Genomic DNA, 11,503 nt, shown 5'->3' on the forward strand with positions numbered 1-11,503 from the left:
TTTTCCTGCAGCAATTATTGTAACAAATAAGTAGTACTCTTGTCCTACCCTGCCGAAAAACACTTTTTCGGATTTTTGCATAATACGAGCATATCGAGTTCTGTGTAATAACGCTTACTTATTTTTTCAGCAAAAAGCCGGCTCCAGGAGCCGGCTTCAATAACAACATTTTCCGGGAAATAAATCCCCTGAATTTTACAATAAATCAGCTGCAAGTTGTGCCAGCTTGGACCGTTCTCCTTTTTCGAGCATGATGTGTCCGCTGATTCCCTCTTGTTTGAACCGTTCCACGATATACGTCAGACCATTACTGGCAGAATCAAGATACGGGTGGTCTATCTGTTCGGGGTCTCCCATCAAAATAATCTTACTGCCTTCACCGACCCTTGATACAATGGTCTTCACTTCGTGGCGCGACAGGTTCTGGGCTTCATCAATAATGATAAACTGTCCAGGTATTGATCTTCCACGAATATACGTTAAGGCCTCCACCTGAATACTGCCAAGCCCCATTAGGATTTTATCGATATCTCCGGCTTTTTTGGTGTCAAACAAAAACTCCAGATTATCATATATCGGCTGCATCCATGGGCGAAGTTTTTCTTCCTTCTCACCAGGCAAATAACCGATATCTTTCCCCATTGGAACGACAGGGCGAGCGATCAACAGTTTTTTGTATTTATGATCATCCTCTACCTTAAGCAGACCTGCTGCAAGTGCCAGCAAGGTTTTTCCTGTTCCGGCTTTACCGGTGATAGTAACAAGCGGGATGTCATCATTTAAAAGCAGTTCCAGTGCCATGCGTTGTTGTGCGTTACGTGCACTAATACCCCAGACATTATCATTACTGAGGAAAAGCGGCTCCAGCTTTGTTCCCTCTGTGTTCACTTTAAGCAAAGCCGATTTATTGGTTCCCATCTCATCCTTGAGAATGACAAATTCATTCGGATACAACGAATAAGACAACTGTAACGGTTTGATTGGTAAAAAACGATATGTGTAAAACTCATCAATCACTGACGGATGAACTTTTAGGGCCGTATAACCTGGATATAACTCACTGAGTCCTGCCGTCCGATCTGATAAGTAATCCTGTGTGAACAGACCAAGTACATCCGCTTTGATACGCACAAGTACATCTTTACTGACAAGCACGACCTGACGTTCGACTACTTCCTTTTCATTCTCCTCAATCTGATAATTCAGTGCGACAGCCAAAATGCGATTATCGTTGGACACTTCACCAAACATTTCCTGAACTTTCACGAAACTCCGATGATTCAGCTCTACTTTCAGGTTACCTCCATTAGCCAAAGGTACCCCACTGTGCAAGTGACCCAGCTCTCGTAATCCATCTAACAGTCTGGATACATTACGGGCATTACGCCCAATTTCATCGGCATTTCTTTTTTTGGAGTCGATCTCCTCCAGTACAACCGCGGGAATGATTACCTCATGTTCCTCAAAGGCAAATATGGCATTGGGGTCATGCAGAAGCACGTTGGTATCCAATACAAAAATCTTTTTCATTCAATCCCCTCCAAAGCGGCGTCGTTAAAGGCATGAATAGTGTGATCTTTCAGCAGCGGCATGGACAATCATGATCCCATACATAAATGTATTCGACTAGGGCAAAATAATTGTCAACCATTCTGAAAAACTCCAAGAAAGGATGAACATTTATGAAAATATGGGTTTGCACGCTGCTTCTGATCTTTATACTTACAGGTTGCAACAGTTCCACACGCAGCGCTTCGCCGAATCAAGGTACACATGCGAAAGGTTACGGAGGAAATGTAACAACTCAGCAAGATCAAGGGAAAGGATCTCACATGCTCAATGCACAGGAAGATCGGATGAATCCTTCACGTTTGGACCGTCTCAATGAGAATACAGGTGAAGTCCATGATACCAACATTGCGGATGATGCACAGAGTGGCCGGATGCCCAATGAAAAACGAATCAATCACCTTAAAGCCCTTGCCAAGCAAGTAGAAGGTGTTGAAGATGCGAACTGCGTCATACTCGGTAATACAGCTGTAGTTGGCATCGATGTTGATGGTGAACTGGAACGTGCTCGGGTGGGTACCATTAAGTACGCTGTTGCCGAAGCACTTCGCAAAGACCCCGAAGGTATAGATTCCATCGTTACTGCTGATGCAGATGTCACTGAACGAATTAAAGAGATTGGTGAACATATTCGTCAAGGGCACCCAATTTCGGGTTTTGCTTCAGAACTCGCTGACATGGTGGGACGAATTATCCCTCAACTCCCGAAAGACGTCCAAGTCCGTCAAAATCCGGATGAACACATGAATCAAAAACAACAAATGCAGCAGCTGCATTCATCGGACAAAAGACAACAAAAAGCCCAGTGATCTCTCACTAGGCTTTTTTCATGGCAGCAAAAACCTGCTCATCTAATTTCTCAGCAGCACGCTGATCATATATTTTGACATATTGAGGCACAGAGGACAATTGAGCGCCGTAAAACAGAGCATTCCTCACCGCTTCAATTGTAATGTCGAAACAGCACATATTAAATGGAACGTCCAGCAGCGGATCTTGTCGTACCGCAGCACGTCCGTTCACTGCGTACACCGTCTCTTCTCCAAAGACAGTTACCGTAATGAGCGGATTAGTAATCATGTTATTCACTAAACGTGAACGATGATCGATCGCTACACGAAAAGTAGAAGCATTCTCCGCATAAATCCAGGAGATGGCTGTTGAAGTCGGACCTCCGGATTCTACATCCACTGTGCTCAGAAGCACAAAGGTCTCATTCTTGAATTGCTGTAAAAGAGATTCAGTTAATTGTGTGACGGCTTCGGACATTCAACCAGCCCCCTAACCTTCTTTATGCAATTCTTGTACTTGGTTTATGTTATTATAGCATACCGATTAACGTGCTTCCAATCCCAAAAGAATGAAGGTTATTCACTTGAAGGTGAAGCCGTTACTTTACCTGAAAGTGTATCTTGTAATGCCTGCTTGGCATTGGCGAGTTCCGTTTCATTAATATACACATATGGACTTCTCCACTCTCCAGTAACCGGAGTATAATGCACATCCGAAGTGGAAATGTTCCAATACGTTGAGATAAAGTTTTTCATTTGTTCCGATTCCACATCTGTCGTCATATTCTTGTCAACTGCACCAATCACTTTGCTGATCTTTGTAATGCCCCCAAGAGATTTCATCTGATCCAGCATAGAGTTCAGCACTTGGTTTTGACGTTTGTTACGATCAAAGTCATTGGATTCATCAGTCTTTGGATTACAATTGGATTTGCGGTAACGAACAAAATCTAGTGCTGCTTTACCATCGAGATGTTGTGCGCCTGCGACCAGATTGATATCTGTACCATCGGCTGTATCTCTATAACACATATTTTTATCCACAGTCACATCCACCCCACCTACGGCATTGACAGCATCACGGAATGCCTGGAAATTCAGGACGGTTGTATAATTAATATCTACATCCAAATACTTGCCCATCATTTCTTTCATCTGATCCTCTGCATTTTTGCCAGTGGTTTTTTCCTGTGCTTTGAATCTTGGATAATAGGAATTCAGCTTGTTGGATTTGTACCCATCCAATTGAATACGCGTGTCTCGAGGCAAAGATACAATGGTTGCCGTCTTGGTCTCCGGATTCAACGAAGCCACCATAACAACATCCGAGAGATGTGTGCCAGTTTCAGGACGGTTATCTGTGCCTAATAACAGCATCGTGATCGGTTTGGTTGTGGCTGACATCCCGGGAGGTACCGGTTTATCGATGCCTGTATCCACGACTTGATTGTATACCCAGTACGCATATCCACCGCCTACCACAATGGCAATAACCAATAGACTTAAAAGGATTCTGCCAAAAGCATTCATTCTCTTTTTCTTCTTAGGCTGCTTGCCCTTGCCATTCTTCGATCCAGAAGCACCGGATTGCGTTGGTGCCTGTCTCCGTGGAGGCAGTCCGTTCGAATTTGAGTTCATATCTTCAACACCTTTATCACATCTGTTTTTGTCTAAATAAAAGACAACCGCTTTCCCTAAGGAAAACGGATGGTCTGTACAAGACAGGATTTATGAGTTTCGAGCGGCAGCTTCCGCTTTTTTCTTTTGACGACCTTCAATAAAATAACGCACTCTCACTAATAACATCAAACCAACCGCCACCAGCAAACATTGAATGATGGGCAGCTTGTCGATCTGAAAAATAAGAAGCATGAATGTGCCCATCGCCATCAAAATATAGAGAACGATTTCCTTACCAAGTGGCAATTTCTGACGTACCCGAAACACCTTGTTATATACGTAAGTAATCAATACAAAGATGACGATGTAGGCTACGATCGGGTGTGATGCGAACCATGCTTGCATGCACAGCCAGCTCCTTTCGTGTTCATGCTAGGATAAGTTAACTGGTTGATGGAACAACACCAACAACATTAATTACAAAGCTCTGCAATATGACCGTTTCGGATTCGGATCGTTCTTTTGGTCGCTGTTATCCCCAGATTTTTTTGATCCATTTTTCAATGGTAAAATCCGGGGATAAAGGCGAACGCTTCGCTCCTACAGAATCGATTCCGTATCCTCCACTACTTTAGTGGATTGTAATCAACGCCGATGGTGCATATGTGTTCCATCAAATGCTAACTTATATAGTTTATTTTGTTGTTATTAGGCTTTAGAAGCCATTTTGCGTTGTTTTTCTGCACGTTCACGCTCGGATTTGTTCAGGATCTTTTTACGAAGACGAATAGATTTTGGTGTAATCTCACAATATTCATCTTCATTCAGATATTCAAGCGCTTGTTCCAACGAGAAGATAATCGGAGTTTTAATTTTAACCGTATCATCTTTACCGGAAGAACGAACGTTAGTCAGTTGTTTTTCTTTGCAGATGTTAACAACGATATCATTGTCACGTGTATGTTCACCAACAATCATACCTTCGTAGATTTCAGTACCCGGCTCCAAGAAGAGTGTACCGCGATCCTCAACGCCCATCATGCCATAGAACGTAGATGTACCCGTTTCAGTTGAGATCAACACGCCTTGGTGACGTCCACCCACTTGACCGGATACTACTGGAGCGTAGCTGTCAAATGCATGGTTCATTACACCGTAACCACGAGTCAATGTCAGGAAGTTTGTGCTATATCCGATCAAACCACGTGCTGGAATCAGGAACTCCAGACGAACTTGACCACTACCTGTGTTAACCATGTTAACCATCTCTGCTTTACGTGCGCCCAGGCTCTCCATTACGGAACCCATGCTCTCTTCAGGGATATCAATCAACAAGCGCTCAACAGGTTCCATTTTCTTACCGTCAACTTCTCTTACGATAACTTCTGGTTTGGATACTTGAAGCTCATATCCTTCACGACGCATATTTTCAATCAGGATACCCAAGTGAAGCTCACCACGTCCGGAAACGATAAATGCATCAGGGCTATCCGTTTCGTCAACACGAAGGGAAACATCTGTTTCCAACTCTTTCAACAAACGCTCACGAAGTTTACGGGAAGTTACCCATTTACCTTCACGACCTGCGAATGGACTGTTGTTCACGAGGAACGTCATTTGCAGTGTTGGCTCATCAATTTTCAGAACTGGCAAAGCTTCCGGGTTGTTAGGGTCGGCAATGGTTTCACCAATGTTGATGTCCTTGATCCCTGCAATGGCAACGATGTCGCCTGCTCCTGCTTCTTCCGTCTCAATACGTTTGAGACCTTGGAAACCAAACAGTTTCTCGATACGTGCAGTTTTACTCTTACCATCACGCATAATAACCGTTACCGATTGTCCTTGACGGATCACACCGCGGTTAACACGACCAATGGCAATACGGCCAAGGTATTCATTGTAGTCCATCAAAGTAACGAGGAATTGAAGTGGTTCTTCAACATTTTCGGTAGGGTGTGGGATATGACTAACGATGGTATTGTAGATCGCCATCATGTTGTCATCTTGTTTGGCAGGATCATTATCCATGCTGGATGTTCCGTTCAATGCGGAAGCATATACAACAGGGAATTCGAGTTGTTGATCGTTGGCACCCAGTTCAATGAACAGGTCCAATACTTCATCAATAACCTCAGTCGGACGAGCCGCTGGACGGTCAATTTTGTTTACAACAACGATTGGTGTCAGGTTATGCTCAAGTGCTTTACGAAGTACAAACTTCGTTTGTGGCATACAGCCTTCATAAGCATCAACAACGAGCAATACACCGTCAACCATTTTCATGATACGTTCAACTTCACCACCGAAGTCGGCGTGTCCTGGTGTATCCACAATATTAATCAAGTAATCTTTATAAGTTATAGCCGTGTTTTTGGCCAAAATCGTAATACCGCGTTCACGCTCCAAATCGTTGGAGTCCATTACGCGCTCCTGTACCGTTTCGTGATCTCGGTAAGTACCGGATTGCTGGAGCAACTTGTCAACGAGTGTTGTTTTTCCGTGGTCGACGTGGGCAATAATCGCAATATTGCGAATGTGTTCTCTTGAATGCATGTTTTGTATCCATATCCTTTCCAATTTCAAATCATATCTACTTAAACTTCCCGCAATTTCGCAGGTTACTCACAAAATAAGCGTCGGTGATATCCCGACGCATGTCTATATCCCTTATATTATAGTTTATTATAGGTAAAAATCAAGATATTTCGCACGAAAAGACCACTGGGAATGTTACCAGCCTCTCCCTTGACGTCCTCGTCCAAGTAATAACCAGACTCCACCCAAGATCAAAAGGACAGCAAGTACATAGATTATTCCCGTTTGCAGCAAGGTAAATCCGAATAATATGATGGACACCGCACCAAGGATCAAAGCTGCAGGTAACACATATTCCGGTCTTCGCCGTTCAGCCATTCCATATTCGAGTAACCCTATGGCGATCCCAAGCAAGAATGCTGGCCACAGCCTGCTCATAAGTCCAGCGCCCCAGGTATTCGTTATACTAAATAAAACACCATACACCGTTAGTATGCCGGCAGGAACGAGTGACCACGATGGTGAAATACGCGCATAATATAACGCATGAAGGGCGATGCCTGGCAGCAGGATCAGCAAAGGCCAGAAATTACGACCAATAAATCCAAACACGCCAAACTTGCCAAGCAGAATAATAATTCCCGCAGCTGCAATAAATAGTCCAATCGCTTTTTCATTTCTCATCCTCATCTAAAATCACCTCTTATACTATGGCTATGTACTTTATTTCTTCATAAACGATACGCATTCCATGCTGACTGTTGATAATCAAACCTTTAATCATGCTTCTAGTGTATCCGATGTTTCGGCAAAAAACTATACTTTATGTCGCACTTTGCGTGCGTCCTTTACCTGTATTACCCTAAAATGTGCAACTTATGACCAGCCCAATGATTGTTATATTGACAAGCGTATTATCTCACCACAAAACCGCCTAAACCGGACGGTTCAGACGGTCATATGTTCAAGCTTTTATCCAAAATTAAACTATGCGTTCTTCCGCACAAATTTATGTGCGCCTCCAATCGCAACCACAAGACAAGCCATGGCTACGGGTAGCAGCGTATGCACCTCTGATGCCATACCTCCCAGCCATTCTCCTAACTTGGGGTCTTTCATTACCATCTCACCTGCTGTGAAGGCCAGGATGCCTGATCCGACGAATATAAGAATCGGAAATCGCTTCAACAAACCAACAATTAACCCACTCCCCCATACGACGATGGGGATACTGATTGCAATACCAATGACGATCAGAGCCAAATCTCCATCTGCCAAAGCCGCTATGGCCAAAACATTATCCAAACTCATTACAAAATCGGCAATCAGAATGGTTTGAATGGCTTTCCAGGTCGTAGAAGCTTCTCGAATATGTACTTCATCCTCATTTTGAAGCAGCAGCTTTACTGCAATCCAGAGTAGTAACAGCCCACCTGCCGCTTGGATAAAGGGAATTCCCAGCAATAATACCGCTACAAAGGTTAACACACAACGCAGCAGTACCGCACCAAAAGCTCCCCACCATACCGCTTTTTTGCGTTGTATTGGTGGCAGATCCTTGCTGGCAAGCGCAATAACAACCGCATTATCTCCACTTAATACCAGATTGATCATTAAAATTTCAGTTAAAAGCCATAGTGTATCCATGTCCTCATCCCCCCACATTAACTTGTATGTCGGAGTTGTCCATGCTATTCTTAATGATTGAACCGTATATAAGGAGTGACATATATCATGGAGCTATTTAGTCCCACATTCTGGCTGGCTTTGCTGAACGTTGTCTTTATTGATCTAATTCTGGCTGGGGATAATGCCATCGTCATTGGTCTCGCAGCTCGAAACTTGCACCCTTCCGTGCAGAAAAAGGCGATTCTATATGGAACTGGCGGCGCACTTTTGATTCGAATTTTAGCAACAGTTGTTGTTTTATGGTTGCTTAAAGTTCCGTGGCTCTTGCTTGTGGGAGGCATACTTCTGATCTGGATTGCCTATAAATTATTGGCGGATCAGGGAGATGAACACAATGATGTTCAGGCGGGAACTTCCTTGTGGACCGCTATTCGTACCATCGTGATCGCGGATGCAGCCATGGGATTAGATAACGTGATTGCAGTTGCTGGAGCAGCGCAGCAGCATCTCGTGCTTGTCATCCTTGGACTCCTGATTAGTGTACCTATTATCGTCTGGGGCAGTACCCTGTTTATCAAGCTAATTAATCACTTTCCTTGGATCATCTATGTCGGAGCCATTGTTCTCGGGTATACGGCTTCCAATATGATCACTGAGGAACAGCGACTCTTGCCTTACTTTACGGAACATCCGGCATTACGCATTCTCTTCATCGTTGTGGTTATTGCAGGTGTAGTCTTTGCAGGTTATCGCAAACGCTCCAGCAGTTCCAGCCACAAGGGATCTGGCGGGGAGCAACAGCGCTCCTATTCGTAGGCTAATTTAAACTAACAATTTCATCTGAATACAGCAAAGGACTGAACGATATTTCATCGGACAGTCCTTTTTTGCAGTTAACATAGCCCTTATTATGTCAGCCATGCTAATTTTTATTGAGTTTAGAACCAGTCATCCTTCATGCCATTGTCTCCTGTTGGATTCGTTACCACAGAAGTTTCACCGGCGTGCAGTGTGATCGTTTCAGTTAGTTCCACCGCCTGATCCACCCATTCTGACAGATGGCTCATTGTTGATTCTATTTTATCCACAATTCGAAGATTTGGATTGGTTGAAGGTGACTTTGGCACAAAGAGAGTGCAGCAATCCTCATATGGCAAAATAGAAATGTCATACGTTCCGATCCGTTTGGACAAGGTAATGATCTCCTGTTTATCCATCATAACCAGTGGTCGCAACAGTGGCAGATCCGTCGCACGACCAATGACATTCATACTCGGAAGAGTCTGACTCGCTACTTGGCCCAGGCTATCCCCGGTGATCAGTGCGAGTGCCCGCTCACGCTCGGCAAGTTTGGATGCAATTCGCAGCATTGAACGTCGCATCAGCGTAATAATCAGATTATCCTGACCCAGCTGGGTAAATGCCGTTTGAATCTCTGTAAATGGAACCAGATGCAGCTTGATTGTTCCCGCATGATCAGCAAGGGCACGTGCCAAATCAATGACTTTCTCTTTGGCGCGCTCGCTTGTGAACGGGTAACTGTAAAAATGTACACATTCCACTTCCAGTCCACGGCGCATGGAAGACCAGGCTGCCACCGGGCTGTCTATTCCTCCTGATAGCAGTACCATCGCTTTGCCATTCGTACCCAGTGGAAACCCACCTACTGCCGGAATGGTTTCGTTGAAAATATAGGTGCCCTGATCCCGAATTTCCACTCGCAGTTCAATGTCAGGTTGACGAACATCAACACTTAATTGCTGAAACTTCCGAAGGATCGGGGAACCGACCAAATGGTTCATTTCATGGGAAGAGTTCGGGAACTCTTTCCAAACCCGCCTTACATTTACCTTAAATGTGGTGCCTTCTTTGAATTCGTCCTCCCTTTCGTCCATAAACGCAACTGCGGTTTTCACAATCTCATCAAGCTCAGATGGAGTAACTTTAACCGGACTAATCGACATCACACCGAATACCCGCTTCAGCACCTTAATCAGTTCAGTATGTGATTCACCGCCAAGATCCACATAGACACGGCCATATTCTTTGCGAAGGCTCGCTCCTGGATAAGGTTTAAGCAAAGCTTTCACCTGTGTAATGATCGTTTTCTCAAATCGGGCACGATTTTTCCCTTTTAACATAAACTCTCCGAAACGGAGAAGCAGCATATCATATTTCATATCCATTACATCCGCCTTTCGAGGGGCCGCAACTGCGCCACCATCTGATGTAAAGCCTGTTCAAGCAAGGCTACATCTTCTTCTGTATGTTCATCTCCAAGACTAATACGCAATCCGCCAACAGCACAAGCTGCATCTCTGCCCATCGCAAGTAGAGCCCGACTCGGTTCAGCCGAACGCGAAGAACAGGCAGATTGGGTCGATATGGTTACGCCAAGTTGCTCCAAGGTGTGCAGCGCCACTTCTGCCTTCATCCCGGGATAGGAGAAGTGTACAATATGAGGTGCACCCTCTGGGCGACTGTTCAATTCAAATTCAGGAATGGCACGTATCGTTTCCATCAATCGATCACGGAGCACCGTTGTACGCCGGGCAAAATCAACCTGATCTTCTGCTGCCATTCGCATAGCCTTTGCCATGCCTACCAGCAAGGCCACGTTTTCTGTGCCTGCTCTTAGGCCTTGCTCCTGTGATCCTCCTGACAATAGTGGCGTAAGCTCCACTCCACTTCGCACATACAGGAGACCTGCTCCCTTCGGTCCACGTATCTTGTGAGCAGACAGACTGTATAGATCTGCACCCCAAACGGCAGGTGTCGCCTTCATTTTTCCAAAGCCTTGAACACCATCCACATGGAAAAGCACCCGTGGTGCTTTCTTTTTGAGCTGTTTGCCAATCTCTGCAATCGGATGGATGGCTCCTGTTTCATTGTTTACATGCATCAGACTTACAAGCACCGTGTCGGGCCTGATCGCGTCTACAACCTGCTGAGCGTTGACCACTCCATCGGAATTCACGGGAACTAATGTCACTTCCCATCCCCACTGCTGCAATTGCATAAAACTTTCGTACACCGAGGCATGCTCGGTAGCCGTAGTGATGATGTGTCTGCCTCGTGACTGATAACGTAATGCCGCACCTTTTATCGCAAGATTGTTACTCTCGGTGGCACCGGAAGTAAATACAATCTCTTCAGGCTTAACGCCGATTGCAGCAGCGCATCCAGATCGAGCACGACGCAGCAACTGATCGGCACGCTCTCCATACCCATGGATGGAGGACGGATTACCGAATTGTGTCTCCATAATTTCGGCCATCGTACGAATCACATCAGGATGGGGAGGTGTGGTTGCAGCATAATCAAAATATTTCAAATGAGGTTAGACCTCCCTTATCTCT

The 11,503-nt window shown here is 44.8% G+C and carries 11 protein-coding genes; 2 read left to right on the plus strand and 9 right to left on the minus strand.

Annotated elements, in window-relative coordinates; all coding sequences use genetic code 11:
- Positions 1-195 precede the first annotated feature (195 nt).
- Positions 196-1,530 carry a PhoH family protein gene (locus tag NST38_RS21380; RefSeq protein WP_024628438.1) on the minus strand — a complete coding sequence of 445 codons (1,335 nt, stop codon included), beginning with the start codon at positions 1,528-1,530 and terminating at the stop codon, positions 196-198.
- A gap of 152 nt (positions 1,531-1,682) precedes the next feature.
- Here NST38_RS21380 and NST38_RS21385 point away from each other — a divergent pair, with 152 nt between their 5' ends.
- Positions 1,683-2,378, plus strand: coding sequence for a YhcN/YlaJ family sporulation lipoprotein (locus NST38_RS21385; RefSeq protein ID WP_076250729.1), 696 nt, complete (start codon positions 1,683-1,685; stop codon positions 2,376-2,378).
- 7 nt (positions 2,379-2,385) lie between these two features.
- Here the strand turns inward: NST38_RS21385 and NST38_RS21390 are convergent, their stop codons facing one another.
- The 6 genes from NST38_RS21390 to NST38_RS21415 all read right to left on the minus strand — a co-directional run bounded on the left by NST38_RS21390 (position 2,386) and on the right by NST38_RS21415 (position 8,162).
- On the minus strand, positions 2,386-2,838 hold the full coding sequence (locus tag NST38_RS21390) for a pyridoxamine 5'-phosphate oxidase family protein (protein ID WP_017687276.1): 453 nt from the start codon (positions 2,836-2,838) through the stop codon (positions 2,386-2,388).
- A gap of 98 nt (positions 2,839-2,936) precedes the next feature.
- A complete protein-coding gene (locus NST38_RS21395) occupies positions 2,937-3,998 on the minus strand; it encodes an LCP family protein (protein WP_076250727.1) in 1,062 nt (353 codons plus the stop codon).
- Between the two features lie 90 nt (positions 3,999-4,088).
- Positions 4,089-4,385 (minus strand): YlaH-like family protein, encoded by a 297-nt coding sequence (locus tag NST38_RS21400; protein ID WP_036614990.1) that lies wholly within the window; start codon positions 4,383-4,385, stop codon positions 4,089-4,091.
- 303 nt (positions 4,386-4,688) lie between these two features.
- Positions 4,689-6,533 carry a translational GTPase TypA gene (gene typA, locus NST38_RS21405; protein ID WP_036614992.1) on the minus strand — a complete coding sequence of 615 codons (1,845 nt, stop codon included), beginning with the start codon at positions 6,531-6,533 and terminating at the stop codon, positions 4,689-4,691.
- A 177-nt stretch (positions 6,534-6,710) separates the two neighbouring features.
- Complete coding sequence (locus NST38_RS21410) at positions 6,711-7,205, minus strand: hypothetical protein (protein ID WP_036614997.1); 495 nt, start codon at positions 7,203-7,205, stop codon at positions 6,711-6,713.
- A 297-nt stretch (positions 7,206-7,502) separates the two neighbouring features.
- Positions 7,503-8,162 (minus strand): TerC family protein, encoded by a 660-nt coding sequence (locus NST38_RS21415; RefSeq protein ID WP_076250725.1) that lies wholly within the window; start codon positions 8,160-8,162, stop codon positions 7,503-7,505.
- Positions 8,163-8,249: 87 nt separating this feature from the next.
- On the opposite strand from NST38_RS21415, the gene NST38_RS21420 reads away from it, so the two are divergent.
- Complete coding sequence (locus NST38_RS21420) at positions 8,250-8,960, plus strand: TerC family protein (protein ID WP_047843768.1); 711 nt, start codon at positions 8,250-8,252, stop codon at positions 8,958-8,960.
- A gap of 122 nt (positions 8,961-9,082) precedes the next feature.
- Here NST38_RS21420 and thiI read toward each other — a convergent pair whose 3' ends face one another.
- On the minus strand, positions 9,083-10,324 hold the full coding sequence (thiI, locus tag NST38_RS21425; protein WP_076251201.1) for a tRNA uracil 4-sulfurtransferase ThiI: 1,242 nt from the start codon (positions 10,322-10,324) through the stop codon (positions 9,083-9,085).
- A gap of 5 nt (positions 10,325-10,329) precedes the next feature.
- The gene (locus NST38_RS21430; RefSeq protein ID WP_076250721.1) at positions 10,330-11,478 is read right to left on the minus strand and encodes a cysteine desulfurase family protein; all 1,149 of its coding nucleotides are present in this window, start codon (positions 11,476-11,478) and stop codon (positions 10,330-10,332) included.
- Positions 11,479-11,503: the final 25 nt, after the last annotated feature.

The sequence above is a fragment of the Paenibacillus sp. FSL H8-0104 genome, from assembly GCF_038050215.1.
Taxonomy (GTDB): domain Bacteria; phylum Bacillota; class Bacilli; order Paenibacillales; family Paenibacillaceae; genus Paenibacillus; species Paenibacillus amylolyticus.

Coding starts and splice junctions, on each gene's coding strand:
- NST38_RS21380 (WP_024628438.1), bottom strand. CDS start 1,530: ATGAAAAAGATTTTTGTATTGGATACCAACGTGCTTCTGCATGACCCC.
- NST38_RS21385 (WP_076250729.1), top strand. CDS start 1,683: ATGAAAATATGGGTTTGCACGCTGCTTCTGATCTTTATACTTACAGGT.
- thiI (WP_076251201.1), bottom strand. CDS start 10,324: ATGAAATATGATATGCTGCTTCTCCGTTTCGGAGAGTTTATGTTAAAA.
- NST38_RS21415 (WP_076250725.1), bottom strand. CDS start 8,162: ATGGATACACTATGGCTTTTAACTGAAATTTTAATGATCAATCTGGTA.
- NST38_RS21410 (WP_036614997.1), bottom strand. CDS start 7,205: ATGAGGATGAGAAATGAAAAAGCGATTGGACTATTTATTGCAGCTGCG.
- typA (WP_036614992.1), bottom strand. CDS start 6,533: ATGCATTCAAGAGAACACATTCGCAATATTGCGATTATTGCCCACGTC.
- NST38_RS21390 (WP_017687276.1), bottom strand. CDS start 2,838: ATGTCCGAAGCCGTCACACAATTAACTGAATCTCTTTTACAGCAATTC.
- NST38_RS21420 (WP_047843768.1), top strand. CDS start 8,250: ATGGAGCTATTTAGTCCCACATTCTGGCTGGCTTTGCTGAACGTTGTC.
- NST38_RS21400 (WP_036614990.1), bottom strand. CDS start 4,385: ATGCAAGCATGGTTCGCATCACACCCGATCGTAGCCTACATCGTCATC.
- NST38_RS21395 (WP_076250727.1), bottom strand. CDS start 3,998: ATGAACTCAAATTCGAACGGACTGCCTCCACGGAGACAGGCACCAACG.